This is a genomic window from Nonomuraea sp. B12E4, from assembly GCF_039871825.1.
Lineage (GTDB): Bacteria > Actinomycetota > Actinomycetes > Streptosporangiales > Streptosporangiaceae > Nonomuraea.
Genome location: NZ_JBDPME010000032.1, coordinates 74634 through 93916 on the forward strand (window position 1 = coordinate 74634; position 19283 = coordinate 93916).

At 70.9% G+C, this 19283-nt stretch carries 23 protein-coding genes; 13 read left to right on the plus strand and 10 right to left on the minus strand.

Annotation, left to right across the window (positions count from 1 at the left end; all coding sequences use genetic code 11):
* The first annotated feature begins 35 nt into the window (after positions 1 to 35).
* A complete protein-coding gene (phoU, locus tag ABGB18_RS42105) occupies positions 36 to 680 on the plus strand; it encodes a phosphate signaling complex protein PhoU (RefSeq protein ID WP_347701289.1) in 645 nt (214 codons plus the stop codon).
* A gap of 592 nt (positions 681 to 1272) precedes the next feature.
* Here the strand turns inward: phoU and ABGB18_RS42110 are convergent.
* Genes ABGB18_RS42110 through mshA form a run of 3 tightly spaced genes read right to left on the minus strand, consistent with a single transcriptional unit; the run spans position 1273 to position 3851 of the window.
* On the minus strand, positions 1273 to 2016 hold the full coding sequence (locus ABGB18_RS42110) for a phosphoglyceromutase (RefSeq protein WP_347701290.1): 744 nt from the start codon (positions 2014 to 2016) through the stop codon (positions 1273 to 1275).
* 56 nt (positions 2017 to 2072) lie between these two features.
* Positions 2073 to 2552 carry a YbjN domain-containing protein gene (locus ABGB18_RS42115; protein WP_347701291.1) on the minus strand — a complete coding sequence of 160 codons (480 nt, stop codon included), beginning with the start codon at positions 2550 to 2552 and terminating at the stop codon, positions 2073 to 2075.
* Between the two features lie 21 nt (positions 2553 to 2573).
* Complete coding sequence (mshA, locus tag ABGB18_RS42120; RefSeq protein ID WP_347701292.1) at positions 2574 to 3851, minus strand: D-inositol-3-phosphate glycosyltransferase; 1278 nt, start codon at positions 3849 to 3851, stop codon at positions 2574 to 2576.
* A 151-nt stretch (positions 3852 to 4002) separates the two neighbouring features.
* On the opposite strand from mshA, the gene ABGB18_RS42125 reads away from it, so the two are divergent.
* Together ABGB18_RS42125 and ABGB18_RS42130 are read left to right on the plus strand one after the other, a co-directional pair.
* Positions 4003 to 4746, plus strand: coding sequence for an SDR family NAD(P)-dependent oxidoreductase (locus tag ABGB18_RS42125; protein WP_347701293.1), 744 nt, complete (start codon positions 4003 to 4005; stop codon positions 4744 to 4746).
* Positions 4739 to 5602 carry a class I SAM-dependent methyltransferase gene (locus ABGB18_RS42130; protein WP_347701294.1) on the plus strand — a complete coding sequence of 288 codons (864 nt, stop codon included), beginning with the start codon at positions 4739 to 4741 and terminating at the stop codon, positions 5600 to 5602. Before ABGB18_RS42125 ends, ABGB18_RS42130 begins: the two co-directional genes overlap by 8 nt.
* On the opposite strand, the gene ABGB18_RS42135 is transcribed toward ABGB18_RS42130, so the two are convergent.
* On the minus strand, positions 5569 to 5736 hold the full coding sequence (locus ABGB18_RS42135) for a hypothetical protein (RefSeq protein ID WP_347701295.1): 168 nt from the start codon (positions 5734 to 5736) through the stop codon (positions 5569 to 5571). The genes ABGB18_RS42130 and ABGB18_RS42135 overlap by 34 nt on opposite strands.
* A gap of 280 nt (positions 5737 to 6016) precedes the next feature.
* Between ABGB18_RS42135 and ABGB18_RS42140 the strand changes: the two genes are divergently transcribed.
* From ABGB18_RS42140 to ABGB18_RS42160, 5 genes are all read left to right on the plus strand, one after another.
* Positions 6017 to 6373, plus strand: coding sequence for a BlaI/MecI/CopY family transcriptional regulator (locus ABGB18_RS42140; RefSeq protein WP_347701296.1), 357 nt, complete (start codon positions 6017 to 6019; stop codon positions 6371 to 6373).
* On the plus strand, positions 6370 to 7275 hold the full coding sequence (locus ABGB18_RS42145; RefSeq protein WP_347701297.1) for a M56 family metallopeptidase: 906 nt from the start codon (positions 6370 to 6372) through the stop codon (positions 7273 to 7275). The genes ABGB18_RS42140 and ABGB18_RS42145 overlap by 4 nt, the downstream gene beginning before the upstream one ends.
* Before the next feature lie 60 nt (positions 7276 to 7335).
* Complete coding sequence (locus tag ABGB18_RS42150; RefSeq protein WP_347701298.1) at positions 7336 to 7827, plus strand: helix-turn-helix domain-containing protein; 492 nt, start codon at positions 7336 to 7338, stop codon at positions 7825 to 7827.
* Between the two features lie 3 nt (positions 7828 to 7830).
* Positions 7831 to 8250 (plus strand): hypothetical protein, encoded by a 420-nt coding sequence (locus tag ABGB18_RS42155; protein WP_347701299.1) that lies wholly within the window; start codon positions 7831 to 7833, stop codon positions 8248 to 8250.
* A gap of 121 nt (positions 8251 to 8371) precedes the next feature.
* Positions 8372 to 8740, plus strand: coding sequence for a DUF2516 family protein (locus ABGB18_RS42160; protein WP_347701300.1), 369 nt, complete (start codon positions 8372 to 8374; stop codon positions 8738 to 8740).
* Here the strand turns inward: ABGB18_RS42160 and ABGB18_RS42165 are convergent, their stop codons facing one another.
* The gene (locus tag ABGB18_RS42165; RefSeq protein ID WP_347701301.1) at positions 8741 to 9373 is read right to left on the minus strand and encodes an SGNH/GDSL hydrolase family protein; all 633 of its coding nucleotides are present in this window, start codon (positions 9371 to 9373) and stop codon (positions 8741 to 8743) included.
* A 76-nt stretch (positions 9374 to 9449) separates the two neighbouring features.
* On the opposite strand from ABGB18_RS42165, the gene ABGB18_RS42170 reads away from it, so the two are divergent.
* Together ABGB18_RS42170 and ABGB18_RS42175 are read left to right on the plus strand one after the other, a co-directional pair.
* Positions 9450 to 10184, plus strand: a complete 735-nt coding sequence (locus tag ABGB18_RS42170) for an alanyl-tRNA editing protein (protein WP_347701302.1) — start codon at positions 9450 to 9452, stop codon at positions 10182 to 10184.
* A gap of 99 nt (positions 10185 to 10283) precedes the next feature.
* A complete protein-coding gene (locus ABGB18_RS42175; protein WP_347701303.1) occupies positions 10284 to 11894 on the plus strand; it encodes a DUF2207 domain-containing protein in 1611 nt (536 codons plus the stop codon).
* A gap of 88 nt (positions 11895 to 11982) precedes the next feature.
* Here ABGB18_RS42175 and ABGB18_RS42180 read toward each other — a convergent pair whose 3' ends face one another.
* Positions 11983 to 13380 (minus strand): serine hydrolase domain-containing protein, encoded by a 1398-nt coding sequence (locus ABGB18_RS42180; RefSeq protein ID WP_347701304.1) that lies wholly within the window; start codon positions 13378 to 13380, stop codon positions 11983 to 11985.
* Between the two features lie 78 nt (positions 13381 to 13458).
* Between ABGB18_RS42180 and ABGB18_RS42185 the strand changes: the two genes are divergently transcribed.
* Positions 13459 to 13986, plus strand: coding sequence for a helix-turn-helix domain-containing protein (locus ABGB18_RS42185; RefSeq protein ID WP_347701305.1), 528 nt, complete (start codon positions 13459 to 13461; stop codon positions 13984 to 13986).
* On the opposite strand, the gene ABGB18_RS42190 is transcribed toward ABGB18_RS42185, so the two are convergent.
* Positions 13983 to 14879: an NAD-dependent epimerase/dehydratase family protein gene (locus ABGB18_RS42190; RefSeq protein WP_347701306.1), complete on the minus strand. Its 897-nt coding sequence runs from the start codon at positions 14877 to 14879 to the stop codon at positions 13983 to 13985. The genes ABGB18_RS42185 and ABGB18_RS42190 overlap by 4 nt on opposite strands.
* A gap of 71 nt (positions 14880 to 14950) precedes the next feature.
* Between ABGB18_RS42190 and ABGB18_RS42195 the strand changes: the two genes are divergently transcribed.
* Entirely contained in the window at positions 14951 to 15892 is a 942-nt protein-coding gene (locus ABGB18_RS42195; RefSeq protein WP_347701307.1) for a helix-turn-helix domain-containing protein, read from the plus strand.
* Positions 15893 to 15964: 72 nt separating this feature from the next.
* On the opposite strand, the gene ABGB18_RS42200 is transcribed toward ABGB18_RS42195, so the two are convergent.
* The gene (locus tag ABGB18_RS42200; protein ID WP_347701308.1) at positions 15965 to 16873 is read right to left on the minus strand and encodes an asparaginase; all 909 of its coding nucleotides are present in this window, start codon (positions 16871 to 16873) and stop codon (positions 15965 to 15967) included.
* A 60-nt stretch (positions 16874 to 16933) separates the two neighbouring features.
* Here ABGB18_RS42200 and dtd point away from each other — a divergent pair, with 60 nt between their 5' ends.
* On the plus strand, positions 16934 to 17359 hold the full coding sequence (gene dtd, locus ABGB18_RS42205) for a D-aminoacyl-tRNA deacylase (protein ID WP_347701309.1): 426 nt from the start codon (positions 16934 to 16936) through the stop codon (positions 17357 to 17359).
* Between the two features lie 10 nt (positions 17360 to 17369).
* Here dtd and ABGB18_RS42210 read toward each other — a convergent pair whose 3' ends face one another.
* Together ABGB18_RS42210 and ABGB18_RS42215 are read right to left on the minus strand one after the other, a co-directional pair.
* The gene (locus ABGB18_RS42210) at positions 17370 to 18308 is read right to left on the minus strand and encodes a folate-binding protein (RefSeq protein ID WP_347701310.1); all 939 of its coding nucleotides are present in this window, start codon (positions 18306 to 18308) and stop codon (positions 17370 to 17372) included.
* Positions 18309 to 18317: 9 nt separating this feature from the next.
* A complete protein-coding gene (locus ABGB18_RS42215; protein ID WP_347701311.1) occupies positions 18318 to 18731 on the minus strand; it encodes a Fur family transcriptional regulator in 414 nt (137 codons plus the stop codon).
* Positions 18732 to 19283 lie beyond the last annotated feature (552 nt).

Genomic DNA, 19283 nt, shown 5'->3' on the forward strand with positions numbered 1-19283 from the left:
GGGTTCGTTCATCGATGGGCACGTACGGTGACGACATGCGCGACGCGTACCACGAAGAACTTGATTTGCTGACCGACAAGCTGGTCGAGATGACCAGGCTTGTCCGCTCAGCCATTTCGCGTGCCACCACGGCCCTCCTCGACGCCGACCTCCAGCTCGCTGAGAGCGTCATCTCCCGCGACGAGGAAGTGAACGCGGTATTCGCCGACATCGAGGCGTCGATCTTCGACCTGATGGCCAGGCAGCAGCCGGTCGCGGTGGACCTGCGGATGGTCATCACGGCGCTGCGCATGGGCACGGACCTGGAGCGCATGGGCGACCTGGCCGTCCACGTCGCCAAGGTCGCCCGCCTCCGTCACCCGGACTCGGCGATCCCGCCGGAGATCCGCTCGACCATCCTGGAGATGGGGCAGATCGCGGAGAACATCGTCACCAAGGCCGGCAGTTGCGTGGCCTCCCGGGACGTGGACTCGGCGCTGGAGCTCGAACAGGACGACGACGCGATGGACCGGCTGCACCGCCGCCTCTTCAGGGCCATCCTGAGCAAGGAATGGGCGCACGGGGTGGAGCCGGCGATCGACATCACATTGATCGGGCGATATTACGAGCGGTACGCGGACCACGCGGTGCGGGTGGCCGGAGACGTCGTCTACCTGGTCACGGGCTCCCGCCCGAGCTGACGGCGCGCGGCCCGCACCACTCGGCCTCACGGTTCACCACTCACCCTTCGCCGATCGTCGGCCGCCTGGCCGTCCCTGGCCGGTAATCAAAGTCTCATCTATAGCCCCACGGTGATCCAAGGGCCCGCCGATTCGCGGAATCGGCGGTGGTCATGGGCCTAGCATCGACCGCGGACAGACCGGCAACGAAACCGGATGGAGGAACGGCCTCCATCCGGTTTCGCCTTGTTCCGGCCGGTTCAGCACTCGCTGGACCCTGCCACGGGCGCCGGACGTCTCGCCGTCCCGGCGACGTCGGCCGCGATCATCGAGCAGTCGTTCTCCGCCGCCCTCGCGACGAGGGCCGATCGGGCCCTGACCGCGGGGACGGCTTGCGCACGACGCCCCCGAGCCGGGTCCGCCTGCAGCGCGGCCACCTCATCCCGTGCGGCGCCCCCACGACGCCACACGGGACCAGCCACCTGGCAACCCCGGCACGGCAGGGCACCGTGCGCGACCAGCGGCCCGGAAAGCCACGGCAGAACGCCGTACGAGACCAGCGGCCCGGAAAGCCACGGCCGCCCGAGCGACCCCGGCAGGGTGGCGCACCGGGTCAGCGGCCCTGGTTTGCCACGGCCTCGATGGCGGCCTTGGCGGCCTCCGGGTCCAGGTATTCGCCGCCGGGGCGGGTCGGCCGGAAGTCGGCGTCGAGATCGTAGAGCAGGGGGATGCCCGTCGGGATGTTGAGGCCGGCGATCTTCTCGTCGCTGACCCCGTCCAGGTGCTTGACCAGGGCCCGCAGCGAGTTGCCGTGCGCCGCCACCAGGACCGTACGCCCCGCCGCCAGGTCCGGGACGATCTCGTCGTACCAGTAGGGGAGCATGCGCTCCACCACGTCCTTCAGGCACTCCGTGCGGGGCATGAGCTCCGGGGGCAACAGGGCGTAGCGGGCGTCGCCGACCTGGGAGTATTCGTCGTCGTCGGCGATCGGGGGCGGCGGCACGTCATAGGAGCGGCGCCACAGCATGAACTGCTCGTCGCCGAACTCCTCCCTCGTCTGCGCCTTGTTCTTGCCCTGCAGCGCGCCGTAGTGGCGCTCGTTGAGCCGCCAGCTCCGCTTCACCGGCAGCCAGAGCAGGTCGGCCTCCGCCAGGGCGAGGTGGGCGGTCTGGATGGCCCTGGTCATCAGGCTGGTGTGGACGACGTCCGGGCGCAGCCCGTTGTCCATGAGGAGCCGGCCGCCGCGGCGGGCCTCGTCCTCGCCCTTGGCCGAGAGGCTCACGTCCACCCAACCGGTGAACAGGCCCTTCGCGTTCCAGTCGCTCTCGCCGTGCCTAAGCAGCACCAAAGTCGCCATGGGGCCAATCCTATGGTTTCCGTGTTCCGGGGCGGTTTCTGAGGTGCGCCGCCGCGTCACCGGTCCGGGTCGGCGAAGCGGGCGAAGGCCTGGAGGTTGGCCAGGGACTCGCCGCGCTTCGCGCGCCACTCCCACTCGCGCCTGATGGACGAGGCGAAACCCAGCTCCAGCGCCCGGTCGAACCATTCGTCCGCGTACGTCAGCACGCACCCGAGGAGCCGGTCCACCTCGTCCCCCGTGACGGCCGCCAGCGGGACCCGGCCCACCAGGTAGACGTCGCCGACGGGGTCGAGGGAGAAGTGCACGCCGTACATGGAGCCGTTCTTGCCGAGCAGCCAGCGGTAGAACTCGGTGTGGTTCTCGTCGGGCCGGCGGCAGAAGAAGGCCTCCACGTGCAGCGCCCGCTCCCCCACGATCAGCCAGGTCATGGTGGCGAGCTTGTGTTGCCCGGGGAGTTTCACGAGAAACGCCCCGGGCCGCGGCTCGTCGTAGGAGACGTCCGCGGCTTTGAGCGCGGCTTCGACGACATCACGCATGCCGACAGGATAGGAGCCGGGTCAGGAGTTCACGGCCACGGGCGTCTTGTGGAGGTTCGCGATGGCGCCCGCGTACACCTCCACCAGCCGCGAGGACGTCGCCTGCCAGCCGAACGCCGCCGCGTGGGCGCGGGCTCCCTCCGACAGCTCGCCGCGCAGGCTCGGCGTGGTGACGAGCCGGTGCAGCGTGCGGGCCCACTCCGCCGGGTCATGGCCGTTCACGAGCACGCCCGACACCCCGTCCCGTACGGCGGTGCGGAGCCCGCCCACGGCGGCGGCCGCCACCGGGGTGCCGCAGGCCTGGGACTCCAGGGCCACCAGCCCGAAGGACTCGCTGTAGGAGGGCACGACCGTCACCGAGGCCGCCCGGTACCAGTCGGCCAGCTCCTCCTGGGGAGCGGGCGGCACGAGGCGGACAACGTCGGAGATGCCCAGCTCGGTGGCCAGCTCGGTGAGGTAGGAGGGCCGGGCCAGGCCGTTGCCCGAGGGCCCGCCGACGCAGGCCACGACCAGGCGCTCGCGCAGCGACGGGTCGTCGATGAGCATCCTGGAGGCCGCGCGCAGCAGCACGTCCGGCGCCTTGAGCGGCTGGATCCGGCCCACGAACAGCAGCACGGGCGCGCCCTGCGGCAGCCCCAGCCGGTGCCGGGCGACCGCCTGGGAGCCGGGGCGGAAGACGGCGAGGTTGACGCCGGGGTTCACGACGGCCACCCGCTGCTCGGGGGCGCCGTACAGGTCGATGAGCTCGCGGGCCTCGTCCACGGTGTTGGCCACCAGGCGGTCGGCGATCTCCACCACCTGCTCCTCGCCCACCACGCGGGCCCGTGGCTCGGGCTGGTCGTCCTGGGCCAGCAGCAGGTTCTTGACCTTGGCCATGGTGTGCATGGTGTGCACGAGCGGCACGCCCCAGCGCTCCTTGGCCAGCCAGCCGACCTGGCCGGACAGCCAGTAGTGGGAGTGGATGAGGTCGTAGTGGCCCGGGTCGTACATCGCCTCGGTCCGCAGCACCCCTGACAGGAACGCGCAGAGCTGGGCGGGCAGGTCGGCCCGGTCCACCTCCTCGTACGGGCCCGCCGTGAGGTGGCGGACGAGGACGCCCGGGGCGAGTTCGGCCACGGGTGGCAGGTCGCGCGCCGTGGCCCGGGTGAAGATCTCGACCTCCACGCCGAGCTGGGCGAGCCGTTTGGCCGACTCGACGATGTACACGTTCATGCCGCCGGCGTCGCCTGTTCCGGGCTGGTCCAAGGGTGACGTGTGCATGCTGATGGTCGCGACCCTGTTGACCCGTCGTCGCCTCACTCGACACCACCTCCAATTTTGTAAGAACTGTCTAGATTTTTCCGACATTCCCGACTCCGAGTCACAATCGGGGGCCGGGGATGTCCGTTATTGGGGCTTTTGCCGACACCGCAGGCGGAGAGCCCCGATCCTGTTTGGCAGGATGTTCCGCATGCGGAAGACAGCCGTGGTGACCGGCGCGAGCAGCGGGATCGGAGAGGCGACCGCGCGGCGGCTCGCCGCCGAGGGATACGACGTGGTGGCGGGCGCCCGGCGCCGCGACCGGCTGGACGAACTGGCCTCAGAGGTGCCCTCGATCAGGCCGGTGACGCTGGACGTGACCTCTCAGGAGTCGGTCGACGCGCTCGCGGGCTCCCTGGAGCGCTGCGACGTGCTGGTCAACAACGCCGGCGGCGCCCTCGGCCTGGAGTCCGTGGCGGAGGCCCGGCCGGAGGACTGGCAGCAGATGTACGACACCAACGTGCTCGGCTCCCTGCGCGTGTCCCAGGCGCTGATCCCCCGGCTCGTCGAGTCCGGCGACGGCGTTCTGGTGATGCTGACCTCGACCGCGGCGCTGGTGTCGTACGAGGGCGGCGGCGGCTACGTGGCGGCCAAGCACGCCCAGCGCACGATGGCCGAGACGCTGCGCCTGGAGCTGGTCGGACAGCCGGTGCGGATCGTGGAGATCGCGCCGGGCCTGGTGCGGACCGAGGGGTTCGCGGTCACCCGCTTCCGCGGGGACCAGGCGGCGGCCGACCGCGTCTACGAAGGGGTGCCTGACCCGCTGACCGCCGACGACGTGGCCGACGCGATCGCCTGGTGCGTGACGCGCCCCGCCCACGTGAACATCGACCGCCTGGTCATGCGCCCCCGCGCCCAGGCCGCACAGCACAAGCTGCACCGCGTCGGTGATTGAGCCCGGCGGGCCGGGCGGGCGTTCCGCTTCCTCGACCGGCAGGCCGGTCGGCGCGATCACCCGGGGGACGACCGCGTACAACCGGCTGCGGCGCTGCGACCGGTGGATCGCCGCCGTGCACGGCCGCTCCCTGCGCGCCGCCGACCGGCCGCTCGTGGTGGACCTCGGATACGGCGCCTCCCACACCACGTCGCTGGAGCTGTTCACGCGCATGCGGCGGGTGGCGCCCGGGGTCGAGGTCGTGGGGATCGAGATCGATCCGGCCCGGGTGGCGCTGGCGAAGCCCTACGAGCGGCAGGGGCTGACCTTCCGGCTGGGCGGCTTCGAACTGCCGGTCCCGCGCCCGCCGACGCTGGTCCGGGCCTTCAACGTGCTCAGGCAGTACGGCGAGGACGAGGCGTGGCACTACTGGGACGTGCTCAGGGCCAGGCTGGCCCCGGGCGGTGTCCTGGTCGAGGGGACCTCGTCCGAGAACGGGCGGCGCGCGGTCTGGGTGGGACTCTCGCCGGAGGGACCGCGGACGATCACCTTCTCCGCCCGTTTCAGCGCTTTCGAGCGGCCTTCCGACCTGGCCGACCGGCTGCCGAAGACGCTCATCCACCGGAACGTGCCGGGTGAGCGCATTCACAGCTTCCTGCGCGACTTCGACCACGCCTGGGCGGTCAGCGCCCCTTACGGGGCTCATGGGGCACGGCAGCGCTGGCTGGCCTCGGTGCGGCTGTTGTCCGAATCCTGGCCCATTCCGGCGCGGCCCCCGCTCGGCGGACCGGGCCGGTGGCGGCTCGGCGAGCTGACCCTGCCGTGGTCGGCCGTCGATCCGCGTCAGCCCACCAGGCGCGCCTCGAACACGGCGTAGGCCGCGCTGTCGAACAGCACGAACCGCACGTCCTCGACCGAGGTCCCGGCCTGGCGCACCGTCTCCAGGGCGATCCGGGCGGCGGCGTCCGCCTGCTGGGCGGTGATGTCGCCCTGGACCAGCGTGATATGCATCCCACCGACCCTGTCAGCGACGAGCACCCACCGCAAACCCGCACACCGCACTGGCCCTCACCCCCTCACCCAGGGCCACCGTCCCACCTCACACCCGACCCGCCCCACCGGGTCGGCCGGGACGGCAGAGGGCCCCGCGTTACACGATTTTTCAGGATTTGCCGTGTATCTAGGTAGAGGCAAGTACCCGTATACGCGTTGCCATATAAGGTCGCGTGGACAGCAGGTCCATCGGTCCCCAGATGTCAGCTCGACAGGTCGTAGAGCTAGTCTGAAGGATGTGAAAGGTCTTGGCGAGCTTGAGCGCAGCATCATGGACATCCTCTGGGCGGAGAGCACGGCGCTGACCGCCCGCGAGGTCGGCAGGCTCATAGCCGACCGCGACCTTGCCCCCACCACGGTGATGACCGTCCTCGACCGCCTCACCCGCAAGGGATTCCTGCACCGCACCCGCGACGGCCGGGCGTGGAGGTATCAGCCCGCGGAAAGCCGTGACGCCTACATCGCCGAGCTTATGCTGGAAGCCTTGGACCTGACGGGCGACCGATCGGCCGCCCTGACCCGCTTCGCCCAGGCCGTGTCGGGCCCGGAGGCGGAGATCCTGCGCAAGGCCCTTACGGAGCTGGAGGACGAGTGATCACGGCAGCGGCGCTGGCAGCGCTCGCCATGGCGTGCGCGGTTGGCTCCTGGCGTTTCACCACAGCCCGGTGGACCTCACGCGCGCCCCGGCTGGCCATCATCGTCTGGCAGTCCCTGGGCGTGGCCTGGGGCCTGGCCACCACGGGCACCATGCTCGCCTACGCCGTCCAGCCTTTCGGCACGGGGGTGCTGCCCGGGCTGATCGTGTTCGCGCACGGGGAGCCGCCGCCGCACGCGTGGGACGCGCTGCACGTGCTGGCCCTGATCGCGGGGCTCACCTCGCTGGCCGTGCTGGTCGTGGTGCTGCTCACCGCGGGCGTGCAGGCGCTGCGGGCCCGCCGACGACACCGCATGCTGCTCGCGCTGATCTCCCATGACGACCCGGGCATGCCGGGCGTGCGGGTGCTGGCCCACCCCAGCGCCGCCGCCTACTGCGTGCCGGGGCTGCGCTCGCAGGTCGTGGTCAGCGAGGGCGCGCTCAAGTTGCTGTCGGAGGACGAGCTGGCGGCCGTGCTCGCGCACGAGGCCGCGCACGTGCGCGAGCGCCACGACCTGGTGCTGCTGCCGTTCGCCGCGCTGCGCCGGGCAATGCCCTGGTCCAAGGTCGTGTCCGACGCGCAGGCGCAGGTGGAGCTGCTCATCGAGATGGCCGCCGACGACCGCGCCCGCCGCTACTGCTCGCCGCGCAGGCTGGCGACGGCGCTGCTCAGGTTCGGTACGGCGGGCGCCATGCCGACCCCGCACGGCATGATGGGCCTGCACGCCCACAACGTCATGGCCAGGGTGGACCGCCTGATCAAGCCGGGTCCGGAGCTGGCCGTGTCGGCGCGTTATGGATTCATCGCACTGTCTGTGACTTTGCTCACCACTGCCCCCTTCCTCTGGGTTATCCAGCTCTGATGCTTGCTGCGGTTAATCGCCCTGTTTGCAATTGCAAGCACCGCCGGGCAGACTGGCCGTATGGCACTACCCAAGGTCGGCTCAATCGGTGAGTACATCCGCGAGCAGCGGCAACAGGCGAAGATCTCGCTTCGCCAGCTCGCCGCGGCCGCCGGGGTCTCCAACCCCTACCTGAGTCAGATCGAGCGCGGGCTGCGCAAGCCCAGCGCGGAGATTCTCAACCAGATCGCCAAGGGGCTGCGCATCTCGTCGCAGGCGCTCTACGTGCAGGCCGGCCTCATCGAGGACCGGGAGCCACCGAGCGATGTGATCACCGCGATCCGGGCCGACACGAATCTCAGCGAACGGCAACGCCAGGTGCTGATTGATATTTATGAGTCGTTCCGAAAGGAGAAGCGCGCCGAAGACGAGCAGACCTCCCAGAACGCTCGCCTCCGGCACGACTCCGACTCGGACGACGAGCCGCTGCCCGAGGAGTTTCTCGCCGCACTTGAGCCCTATGCGGCGACCTCACGCAACGGCAACGTCACCCAGGAAACCAAGGAAGGTTAACCCATGACGCTCGCCACCGAGGTAAAGAAGCTCACGGAGTCCAAGCCGTTCTACGCGGTCGCCGGCATGAGCGATTTCGCGTTCGAGAAGCTGCGTGAGCTGCCCGATCAGCTCCAGCGGCTCCAGACGCGCCGCACCGAGCTCGCCAAGGACCTGCCGGAGAAGGCCCGCACCTACGCCGACCTGGCCGAGGGCTTCGCCAGGGAGTTCCCCGTGAAGGCCCGCGACTACGCCGACCAGCTCACCCTCCGGGCCACCGAGGTCTACGAGGACTTCGCCACGCGTGGCCGCAAGGTGGTCAGCAAGGCGAGCGGCGAGGCCGCACTGGAGCTCGAAGAGGTGTCCGAGGCCGCCGAGCCGCCCGTCGCCGAGCCGGTCAAGAAGACCCGCACGACCAACCGCACCACCAAGGCCAAGGCCTGATTTCGCGTGAGGCCCGGCTCCCATCGGGAGGCGGGCCTTTCCCTTCGCGGGGTGCCCGCCCGTCGGCGGCGCCCATTAGGCTGAAGCCGCATTCCATCGCGCGTTGGGCGGAGCCGACAACATGAATCTGATCAACAGCGTCTTCAACCTTCTCTTCCTGGTGCTCGCCGCCATCATCTTCGGCATGTCGGTCTACGGGCTCGTGCACGCGCTCCGGGTGCCGACCGCCGCGTTCACGTCGGCGGGCAAGCTGCAGAAGAAGATCTGGTTGATCATCCTCGCGCTGGCCACGCTGCTGTCCGGCGGGGGGCTTTGGCAATACTTCACGGTGTTCCTGTTCATCGGCGGCGGCACGTTCATCGGCCTGACCAGCCTGGGCATCTTCTCCATCGCGGCCGTCATCGCCGCCACCATCTACATCGTGGACGTCAAGCCGGCGGTCAAGGGCATGGGCGGCCGGGGCAACAGCGGCCCCTACGGGCCCTGGTGATCAGGACAGCTTCGCGGCCAGCCAGGCGGCGAGGTGCTCGTGCCCGGCGCGCGTGGGGTGCACGCCGTCGGGCAACACCACCTTCGACCGCTTGCCCGTGACCCAGCGCCGGTCCAGCGGGTCGAGAAAGGCCACGCCCGCCCGCACGGCCGCCCGTGCCACGGCGTCGCGCACCTCGTAGGCCTTGCCCGGCGCGTCGGCCAGCCAGATGGGCCCGACCACGACGACCCTGGTGGCCGGCCAGTGGGCGCGCACCCTCGCCAGCAGGCGCTCGGCGGCGTGCCGGACGCGTTCGGCGCTCCAGCGGCGGTCGTTGTGCCCGCCGGAGATGACCAGCAGGTCAGGAGCGGGCCGCCAGGCCAGCTCCACCTCGAAGGATTCCCGGAACGTACGCCCCACGCGCCCCTCGTTGACGAACCCCGTGCCGCCCGCGCCCGCGATGACCGGCTGCCAGCCCAGCCGGCGCGCGGCCCCCGTGGCGTACGTCTCCCACTCCGGCACCGGCCCCGACCCGACGGTGAAGCTGTCGCCCACGAACATCATCACCGGCGCCTTGGCCGGCGCCGCAGACGTGCTGACCGGCCGCGACAGGCCGTTTCCCGCGACCGTGCCGCCACAGCCAGAGATCGCCATGAAGGCGATGACCGGCGCGATCCCGGACCGATGTCTCAGGCCACGCATTACCACCTCGGGGCACTAGGCTGCCGATATGACCTACGACCTCCACGGGCGCACACAGCGATTGGAACTCGCGGACCAGAACCTACGTGACTTCGAAGCCGTGGTGCTGGATGCCACGCCAGAGGGAATCGTGCTGAACAGGTCGGCATTTTATCCGGGCGGCGGGGGCCAGCCGGCGGATCACGGAGTTCTGATCTGGCAGGGCGTGGAGACCCGGATCGTGGGGATGCGCAAAGGTGACGACCTGGAGCTGATCCCGGCGGAGGGCGACCCGATCCCGCCCGCGGGCACCACCGTACGGGCGGCGGTGGCCGACGAGCGGCGTTCGGCCCTCATGCGTACGCACTCGGGGCTGCACGTGCTGTGCGGCGTGGTGTTCCGTGACTACGGCTGCCTCGTCACCGGCGGCAACATGGACGAGCTCAGCGCGCGGATGGACTTCAACCTGCCCGAGGTGCCGCCCGGGTTCAAGGAGGCCGTCGAGGCCGCCTGCAACGCCGAGATCGTCGCCGACCGGCGCATCGACGTGCGGGTCCTGCCGCGCAAGGACGCGTTCGAGATCCCCGACATCATCCGCACGGCCACGAACCTGGTGCCGGAGACCGTGCAGGACGTGCGCATCGTGGACATCGTCGGTCTCGACACGCAGGCCGACGGCGGCACCCACGTGGCCTCCACCAAGCAGATCGGGCACATCAAGGTCGCCAAGATCGAGAGCAAGGGACGTGGCTTCCGCCGCCTGCGCATCCAGATCTCCGGCTAGGCCGGCCGGGCGCCGAACGGCGGGACCTGGTGATCGTTCAGCAATCGGCAAACTACATCTCGCTGGACCGATGGGCACGAACCGCTACGATGTGCCGCCATGACGGGTTTCAGACTCACCTTGGCCGCCCTGAGTGTCACCGCGCTGGCGTTGACCGCCGCCCCCGCGGCGACAGCGGAGGCAGGGATCACGGACGAAGTGACGATGACCCTGGCCAAGGACGGCACCCTGCACGTCGTGGAGAAGATCACCGGGGCGTCGGCGGGACTCAAGCGCACGTTCACCACCAGAACGCGCTTCGACGACGACAACGACCGCCTCTACCAGATCGCCAACGTCAAGGGCGGCACGCTCGCGGGTGACGTGCTCACCGTCACGGGCCCGAGCGTCGAATACGACATCAAGGGCGCGGTCACCACCTCGGGAGCCGTCGAGGAGCTGCGCTGGTTCGCGGTGAACGGCTGGAACCAACCGGTCACCAAGGCCACCGTCACGGTGAGCGGCCCCGGCCAGGTGCAGAACCTGTCCTGCTTCGCCGGCGAGCTGACCTCGGCCATCGGCTGCACCTCGGCGTCCATGGACCACACGGGCACCCAGGCCACCTTCGAGCAGCAGAGCCTCGCCTCAGGCCAGGCCCTGACCGTGATCGTCGGCTACCCCAAGGGATCCAGCCAGGGCGCGCCCATCCTGGAGCGGCGCTTCTCACTGACCTCCGCCTTCACCCTGGACACCGTCACCGGCGGCGCCCTGGCCGCCCTGCTGGTGCTGCTGCTCGGCGGTATCGGCCTGCTCTACTGGACTCGGGGCCGCGACGCCAGGGTCGCGGGGCACGAGCAAGGCCCGGCATCATCTCCGGTGCAGAACGGCCATTTCGCTCCCCCAGACGGGGTTCGGCCGGGCCAGATCGGCACCCTCGTGGACGAGCAGGCCGACGTGGTCGACGTGACCGCCACCATCGTGGACCTCGCCGTACGCGGCTACCTGCGGATCGACGAGCAGCCCCGGCAGACGTACGACGCCCCCGACTGGATGCTGGTCCGGCTGCCGAACGCGCCCGTCAACGCCCTCCTGCCCTACGAGCGCGCGCTCTACGACGCCATCTTCGAAGGCCGGGACACGGTGCTGCTGTCGCAGCTCTCCGGCTCGTTCGCCAGCCACCTGGGCAAGGTGCGCGACGCCCTCTACGCCGACGTGGTCAAGCAGGGCTGGTTCGCCCGCCGCCCCGACACCGAGCGCACCCGGTGGACGACGATCGGCGTGGCGCTCATCGGCGTCGGACTACTGGCCACCGTCGCGCTGGCCTGGTTCACCACGTACGGGCTGCTCGGGCTGGCTGTGGTGATCGCGGGCGGCGCGCTGGCCATCGGCGGCCAGTACATGCCGGCCAAGACCGCCAAGGGCTCGGCGGCGCTGGCGCACACGATGGGCTTCCGCCAGTACCTGTTCTCCGGGGAACTGGGGGAAGTGCCCGAACAGCACCGGGTGGAGCTGTTCTCCCGCTATCTGCCCTATGCCGTGATCTTCGACGGCGTGGAGCACTGGTCGCGGGTGGTGGCCTCCGTCACCGGGAACGGGCACCAGGCGGACAACCTGTACTGGTATCACGGGCCGGCGGAGTGGGATCTGTCCAAGTTCGCCGGGTCCATGCGGACGTTCACCACGACGACCTCGGGAGCCATCTCCGCCACCCGCCAGTTCCGCAGCCTCTGACCGAGTTGTCGCGTTCGCACGCAGCGGCGTTGTCGCGTTCGCACGCAGCGGCGTTGTCGCGTTCGCACGCAGCGGTTACCGCACGGCCTCATGCGATACGTGGCATGGCGCGGCTGTTGTGCAGGATGCGGAAGCGCCCGTCGGCATCCGGGTCGAGGAAGATGAGGTCCCGGTGCTCGCCGTGGTCCGGCTCGACCTCGACGAAGTGGACGTCGTCGAGCGCGGCCAGCGCCGTGACCGGGTTGGTGACCAGCGCTTCGATGGCCGCGGCCCGCGGGATGACGGTCATGGTCAGCGGCCCCCGCCCGTCGTGACCGATCCTGATGGTGGCCAGGCCCATGTCGAAGTCGCCGACATACCGGTGGGGGTCGGCGGGCGGGCCGGCCGCGGGCGGTGTCACCGGCTCGGGGGCGCGCACGCCGGCGAGCTCGGCCAGCAGCGGGAGGACCAGGTCCGCGTAGAGCCCGTCCGAGCCGCCGCCGTTGGTCAGCAGCGCCACGGCCACGTCCGCGTCCGGGACCATGCGCAGGTATGCCTTCTGGCCGATCGTCGCCCCGGCGTGGCCGACCACTGTGCCGCCGTCCCAGTGGTCCAGATCCATGCCCAGGCCGTACGAGCCGGGGAAGGCCGACAGCGGTGGGGGCGCCGACTGGTGGGTGCGCATCGCCTCGGCCGAGGCGCGTGAGAGCAGGCGCGTGTCGTCGCGGGCGAGCCCGCGGCGCAGGTGCAGGCGGGCGAACTCCAGCAGGTCCCCTGCGCTCATGGCCAGCCCGCCGGCCGGGTCGAGCGCGCGCGGGAGCGACCAGACCGGAGCCGGGGTCAGCCTCCCTCCGCCTTCGACGTGGCCGACCGCGGTGCGGTGCAGGAGGGCCTGCTCCGGCAGGGTGACCACGGTCCCCAGCCCGAGCGGCCCGACCAGCCACCGCCGCGCCACCCGGCTCCAGGCGTCGCCCCGTAACACCTCGGCCAGGCGGCCAAGGACGACAAATCCGGCGTTGTTATACGAGAACAGCGCGCCGGGCTCGGTGACCTGGGTCGCGCCGGCCAGACCGGCCACGAGCGCGGCCACGGCTCCGTCGTCCCGGCCGTAGTCCGTGAGGTCCTCCCCGGCGAACCCCGCCGTGTGCGTCAGCAGGTGGCGAGCGGTGACGAGGGCCGCCGCCGCCTCGTCGGCCAGCGCGAAGGCCGGGAGGTGGTCGCGGATCGGCCGGTCGAGGTCCAGCAGCCCCTCGTCCACGAGCTGCATGATCAGCGTGGCCGTCCACGTCTTGGTGATCGATCCGACCTGGAAGACCGAGTCCGTGGTGGCCGCGACGCCGGTGCGCGTGTTGAGCACGCCGGTGGCCGCCTCCGCGACGACCCCGTTGCGCAGGACGGCGAGCGCGGCGCCCGGGACGCCGTGCCGCTCGGCCTGGGTGGCGAGGCGTTCGCGCAGGTCTGGCGTGGTGACGGTCATGGTGGCTCCCCCAGGGTCGATTGATTCCATATTTAAGACTATAGCCAATAATGGAGTCAATGGGGCGCTACGATGCCGGAGAGCGGCGATCGTCGGGGAAGGATGCACGTGAGCGATGTCGGTGTGCTGCACCCGGTCCGGATCCGGGTGGCGCAGGTCCTGGCCCTCGGCCCGCGCACCGGGACACAACTGCGCCAGGCCCTGCCGGACGTTCCGTACAGCAGCCTCTACCGGCACCTTCGCTGGCTCCTCGACGCGGGCGTCATCCGCGTCGCCGGCGAGCGCAAGGTGCGTGGAGCCGTCGAGCACACCTACGAGCTGGACGAGCACGCGGTCCAGGGCGCGGTGCCCGATCCTTCGGCGCTGTCCCCGGACGACCACGAGCGGGCGGTGACCGCGTTCGTGACGGGCCTGATGGCGCAGGCACACGCCTACCTGGAGGGCGCGGAGGATCCGGTCACCGAGGGGCTCACATACCTCTCAGCGCATCTGTGGGTGGACGACGATGAGCTCGCCCTCCTCAGGAGGCGCCTGCGGGAGCTGATCGACCCCCTCGCCCACGCCGTCCCAGGCCCGGGACGGCGGCAGATCACCCTGGGCGTCGTCGCGATCCCCCAGCCGGGCGACAGATCCTAGTTCGGGATCACCTCCCGGAGCACGTCGTCCACCGGCGTGGCGCTCACGCCGAGAAGCTTCTCCGTCTCGGAGTAGTCGACGACGAACGGATGGCCGGGCTTGATGAGCACCTCGTGCATCTCGCCCCAGAACGGCTCGGTCAGCGCGAGCAGGGCCAGGTCGCGTTCGGTCATCACCTCCAGCCGCGGCCTCGGCGCCCCCGCGAGCTCGGCCAGCCGCCCGGCCAGCTCCCGCACCGACCGGGTCGCGGTGGGCACGTGCCAGGCCCGGCCGTAGGCCTGCTCGTCGCGGCTCGCGGCGACCAGCGTGCGCGCTGTGTCGCCGATCGCCGAGTAACTGTGCGGCACGTCGAGCTCCTGCGGCACCAGGGCGAGGGTGCCGTCGAGGGCCTGCCGCTGCACCATGAGGCTGAACACCGAGTAGGCGCCGGCGCCGTAGAACTGACCGGCCCGCACCTCGGTGACCCGTACGCCGGAGGCTGCGGCCTCCTCCCACACCCGGGCCCTGGCCCGGCCCTTGGGCCCGGTGGCCGCCAGCGGGGAGTCCGGCCGGATCGGCCCGTCCACCGGCCCGTAGCCGTAGAGGTTGCCGAGCATGACGTAGCGGGCGCCGGTCCGCCGCACCACGGTGAGCAGCGCCGCCGACAGGACCGGAAACAGCTCGGGCCAGGTGTGGTACGCCGGCGCGGCGGTGGTGAACAGCGTGTCCGCCCCCTCCGCCAGCTCGGTGAGCCGATCGGCGTCGGTCGCGTCCGCGGCGACCCTCTCGACGAGCGGGTGGTCCGGCCCGCCACCCGTACGGCTGATCATCCGGACCCGCTCGCCGTCACCGGCCAGCAGCAGAGCGGTCCTCGACGCGGCGGCCCCACGGCCCACGATCACATGAAGTTTCATGAGGACAACGGTGCCGACCTGCGGCCTCGTGAGATAGTGGCCGGAATGCCGACTATCCGGAGGATCTGGCCATGCACCGCATCGCGGTCGTCGTCGTGTGCCCCGTGCTGAGCTTCGACGTCTCGATCCCCCTCATGGTGTTCAACAGCGCCGCCGACTATGAGGTGCGCGTCTGCACGGCGCGCCCCGGCCCGCTGGCGACCGTCGGAGGCCCCGACATCGTGGTGCCGGACGGCCTGGAGACGGTGGCGGGCGCCGACACGGTGATCGCCGTGGGCAGCGGCGGCGAGCCGGCTCCCCCGGAGGTGCTCGACGCCCTGCGGCAGGCCGCGGCCCGCAGCGCGCGCATCGCCTCGTTGTGCACGGGCGCGTTCGTGCTGGCCCAGGCCGGGCTGCTCGACGGGCGGCGGGCCACCACCCACTGGGGGCTGGCCGACGACCTCGCCGCCCGCTTCCCGGCGGTCGACGTCCAGCCCGGCCTGCTCTTCGTCGAGGACGGCGGCATCTTCACCTCGGCGGGCGCGGCCGCCGCCATCGACCTGTGCCTGCACCTGGTCAGGCTCGACTACGGCGCTGCGGTGGCCAACGCGGCCGCGCGGCTCGCGGTCGTCCCGCCCGTACGGCCGGGCGGCCAGGCCCAGTTCATCGAGACCCCGCTGCCTCCCGAGCGCGGCGCCTCGCTCGCCGCCACCCGAGCCTGGGCGCTCGCGCGCCTCGACCGCCCGCTCACCCTGACCGACCTGGCCGCGCACGCCAGCACCAGCGTGCGGACCCTGACCAGGCGCTTCCACGCGGAGACCGGGATGAGCCCGCTGCAGTGGCTGCTGCAGCGGCGCATCGACCGGGCCAGGGAGCTGCTGGAGACGACCGACCTGCCGATGGACCACGTGGCCGGGCAGAGCGGGCTGGGCGGTGCCGACTCCCTCCGCAAGCACATGATCGCCCGGGTCGGGCTCACGCCCACGGCCTACCGCGCGACCTTCACCCGGCTGCCCACCGGCAGCTCATCCTGAGTCCCGGTCCAGCGGGCGCGCAGCTCGCCCTGAGCCCGGATCAGCGGGCGCGCAGCTCGCCCTGAGCCCGGATCAGCGGACGCGCAACTCGCCGACCGGGCGGCCGCCGCCGAGCACCTGTGGGGTGCCCAGCTCGGCCAGTTCGGGCGCGTCCAGGCCGAGGGAGCGCAGCGCCGCCACCGTGACCGCGATGCGGGCCCGCGCCCCGCCGTCCTCGATCTTGACGGTGCCCGCCCGCCCGTCCTCGAACACGAACGCGTCGAACGCCTCCGCCCCCGACTTCAGCATGAGCCCGGGAAGCGCGCGCATGAGCCTGGCCTCGGGCCGGTCGGTGCCCGAGGTCCACTCGGGGTGGGCGGTCATGGCGTCGAAGATCTTGCGCTCGTACGAGTCGGGCGACGACCTCGGAAACGCCCGGAACGCCTTGGTCACCCCCAGCATCGACACGAAGAACAGCGGCGCCCCGCACCCGTCCACGCCCGAGGCGGCGACCCGCTCGCCCGTCATCTCCTCCACCGTCTCCCTGATCGCCCGCTGCAGCGGGTGGGTGGGCGCGGTGTAGGTGTCCAGCGGCCAGTCGTTCAGGGCGCAGGTAGCCAGCATGGCGGCGTGCTTGCCGGAGCAGTTCATGTACGCGCGGCCGCGCTCGGTCACCGCCCGGTCGTACGGGTAGTCCTCGGGGCACAGCAGGGCATCCTCCGGCAATCCCGCCCCCGCCAGGATCTTCCTGGCGCCCTCCACATGGAACTGCTCGCCCGAGTGCGACGCGCAGGCCAGCGCGAGCAACTCCCCTTCGAGCCGCAACCCGGCACGCAGCATGCCGAGCGCCTGCAGCGGCTTCATCGACGACCGTGGCGAGGCGGGAACGTGCACCGCGCCCCGGGTCTCGATCGGGCGCCCCTCGGCGTCCACCGTGAACATGCGAGCCTGATCCGTGGACTCCACGAACCCGGACCGGACGACTTCCACAACCAACGACATTGAGCTCCCCTTTCCGGCACGAGTCTACGAACGGCGATTTCTACGCCAGAATGGGATCCCATGCGAGCGGTTGTGCAGCGGGTGAGTTCGGCGTCGGTCGAGGTCGAGGGGCGCATTGTCGGGTCGGTCGCCGAGCCGGGGCTGCTCGTCCTGGTGGGCGTCACGCACACCGACACGCCCGCCGAGGCCGCCAAGCTCGCCGCCAAGCTGTGGGGGCTGCGCGTCCTGCACGGCGAGAAGTCCTGCTCGGACGTGTCGGCGCCACTGCTGGTGATCAGCCAGTTCACCCTCTACGGAGACGCGCGCAAGGGCCGTCGGCCCACGTGGCAGGCGGCCGCCCCGGGACCCGTCGCCGAGCCGCTGGTCGACGCGGTGGTGGCGGAGCTGAGGGCGCTGGGCGCGCACGTGGAGACGGGCGTCTTCGGGGCCGACATGAAGGTGTCCCTGGTCAACGACGGCCCGATCACGCTCATCCTGGACGTGTGACGACCCGCCCTCAGCGCAGGCGGCGGCGCAGGCTCGGGTCGATGGTGACGTTGCGGCCCGCGTCCGGCGGCACGACGATCTCCTGGGCCGCGGCCACGCCACCGGCCAGCAGTTGAGCGTCCACCGGCACCGTACGCTTGATCACGGCCAACGCGATCGGCCCGAGCTCGTGATGCCGGGCGGCCGAGCCCACCACCCCGATCTCCTGGCTCTCGAAGATGATCGGAGCCCCGTGCGGCGGCAGCGTGTCGACGCTCCCGTCGAGGTGCAGGAACACCAGCCGCCGCGGCGGATGCCCCAGGTTGTGCACCCGGGCCACGGTCTCCTGGCCGCGGTAGCAGCCCTTGCTCAGGTGGACGGCCGACCCGATCCACCCCACTTCGTGCGGGATCGTCTTGTGGTCGGTGTCGAACCCCAGCCGCGGCCGGTGCGCCTCGATGCGCAGCGCCTCGTAGGCCCACAGCCCCGCCAGCGGCCTGCCGAGATGCTCCGGCAACTCGGCGCGCGGCACCAGGAAGTCCTCCTCGGCCGTGGACAGCACCGCCAGGTCGTCGGCCCGCGACACCTCGACCCGCAGCATGAACCGCATGCGGTCGAGATAGTCGATCAGGCTCTGCGCGGTGCCCGGCTCGACGTGCGCCAGCACGCTCTCGCCATCGTCGACCAGCGTCAGGTGGTGCAGCACGTGGCCCTGCAGGTCGAGGTCGAGCGTCTGCGTCCACTGCCCGGGCGCCAACCGGTCGAGCTTCTGCGAGGTCAGGTCGTTGAGCCATTTCAGCCGGTCGGCGCCGGAGACGCGGACCACCTCGCGGTTGCTGCGGTCGACGACCGCCTCGCCCTTGGCCAGCGCGCGCTGCTCGGCGAACAGGTCGCCGTAGTGCGCGGCTATGTCGGAATCCGGCCCGTCGGCGGGCACCGCGCCGGGGAGGTCGAGCAGAGGGCTACGCATGCCTCCAGGCTAGCGGCAGTTGCGGCATCGCCCGAAAACGGTCAGGTGATGCACGTCGGCCACGAACCCCAGCTCCTTGTCCAGCGTGTTGACCAGCCCGTCCGCCACCTCGGGGCGCACCTCGAACACCTCGTCGCACCCCCGGCACACCAGGTGCACGTGGTCGGCCTCGGCGGCCAGGTGGTAGGTCGGCGCACCGTGCCCGAGGTGGGTGTGGGTGACCAGGCCGAGCTCCTCCAGCAACTCCAGCGTGCGGTAGACCGTCGAGATGTTCACGCCGCGGGCGGTCTCCCGTACTTTGACGCAGATTTCCTCGGGCGTGGCGTGCTCCAGCTTCTTGACCGCCTCAAGGACGAGCTGGCGCTGGGGGGTGACCCGGTAGCCCCTCGCACGGAGTTCCTCGTGCCACTGCGTCTCGGTCATGCCCCCGAGTGTATGGGCAGAATCCGCCCCTTGCGGTGGTCCATCACACAGCTCGGTGATATTCACTTGCCCCTTTTGCGGCCCAGCACATAGCTTCTTGAGTACGCGGAAAGGAGGTGGTCCGAATAATGGTTAGTCATAGTCGGACTAGCGAGGTGGTTGTCCGCTAACGACGCGGACTGTTGTCTCGTGCCGCTTGGCGAATTCGAGGCAACCACCGGGGCCCCTGGCAGCCGGAGGGCGGGATCCCATCCCGACCATGGTCCATCCGGCCCGCCTGCGCCGCAGGCGGAGTGTTGCCCGGGGCCCCTTCTTCATGCCCGGGGCCGTCAAGGCCACGCCCTCTCGCCGTCAAGGCCATGCCCCGACCCGTGCCCGGCACCGTCGAGGCCGGTCCGGCGGGGATCCGGGTCCGCCTCCGGTGGCTAGTACTACTCCGCTAGATCGCGGTCTGGTCTCATAGATTCTCCTGCGGGAGCTCGCCGATGGGTGCCACGGTATGTGAATGCCTGAACGCGCTGAGTGTGTCGGGGCTGTGACCCGCGCGGACCT

What these genes read in the sequence shown, in the direction of transcription:
- ABGB18_RS42155 (WP_347701299.1), top strand. Translation starts at nt 7,831, where the DNA reads ATGACGCTCGCCACCGAGGTAAAGAAGCTCACGGAGTCCAAGCCGTTC.
- ABGB18_RS42135 (WP_347701295.1), bottom strand. Translation starts at nt 5,736, where the DNA reads ATGCATATCACGCTGGTCCAGGGCGACATCACCGCCCAGCAGGCGGAC.
- dtd (WP_347701309.1), top strand. Translation starts at nt 16,934, where the DNA reads ATGCGAGCGGTTGTGCAGCGGGTGAGTTCGGCGTCGGTCGAGGTCGAG.
- ABGB18_RS42210 (WP_347701310.1), bottom strand. Translation starts at nt 18,308, where the DNA reads ATGCGTAGCCCTCTGCTCGACCTCCCCGGCGCGGTGCCCGCCGACGGG.
- ABGB18_RS42170 (WP_347701302.1), top strand. Translation starts at nt 9,450, where the DNA reads ATGACCTACGACCTCCACGGGCGCACACAGCGATTGGAACTCGCGGAC.
- ABGB18_RS42125 (WP_347701293.1), top strand. Translation starts at nt 4,003, where the DNA reads ATGCGGAAGACAGCCGTGGTGACCGGCGCGAGCAGCGGGATCGGAGAG.
- ABGB18_RS42165 (WP_347701301.1), bottom strand. Translation starts at nt 9,373, where the DNA reads ATGGCGATCTCTGGCTGTGGCGGCACGGTCGCGGGAAACGGCCTGTCG.
- ABGB18_RS42110 (WP_347701290.1), bottom strand. Translation starts at nt 2,016, where the DNA reads ATGGCGACTTTGGTGCTGCTTAGGCACGGCGAGAGCGACTGGAACGCG.
- ABGB18_RS42215 (WP_347701311.1), bottom strand. Translation starts at nt 18,731, where the DNA reads ATGACCGAGACGCAGTGGCACGAGGAACTCCGTGCGAGGGGCTACCGG.
- ABGB18_RS42200 (WP_347701308.1), bottom strand. Translation starts at nt 16,873, where the DNA reads ATGTCGTTGGTTGTGGAAGTCGTCCGGTCCGGGTTCGTGGAGTCCACG.
- ABGB18_RS42195 (WP_347701307.1), top strand. Translation starts at nt 14,951, where the DNA reads ATGCACCGCATCGCGGTCGTCGTCGTGTGCCCCGTGCTGAGCTTCGAC.
- ABGB18_RS42190 (WP_347701306.1), bottom strand. Translation starts at nt 14,879, where the DNA reads ATGAAACTTCATGTGATCGTGGGCCGTGGGGCCGCCGCGTCGAGGACC.
- ABGB18_RS42160 (WP_347701300.1), top strand. Translation starts at nt 8,372, where the DNA reads ATGAATCTGATCAACAGCGTCTTCAACCTTCTCTTCCTGGTGCTCGCC.
- ABGB18_RS42150 (WP_347701298.1), top strand. Translation starts at nt 7,336, where the DNA reads ATGGCACTACCCAAGGTCGGCTCAATCGGTGAGTACATCCGCGAGCAG.
- phoU (WP_347701289.1), top strand. Translation starts at nt 36, where the DNA reads ATGCGCGACGCGTACCACGAAGAACTTGATTTGCTGACCGACAAGCTG.
- ABGB18_RS42180 (WP_347701304.1), bottom strand. Translation starts at nt 13,380, where the DNA reads ATGGAATCAATCGACCCTGGGGGAGCCACCATGACCGTCACCACGCCA.
- ABGB18_RS42175 (WP_347701303.1), top strand. Translation starts at nt 10,284, where the DNA reads ATGACGGGTTTCAGACTCACCTTGGCCGCCCTGAGTGTCACCGCGCTG.
- ABGB18_RS42115 (WP_347701291.1), bottom strand. Translation starts at nt 2,552, where the DNA reads ATGCGTGATGTCGTCGAAGCCGCGCTCAAAGCCGCGGACGTCTCCTAC.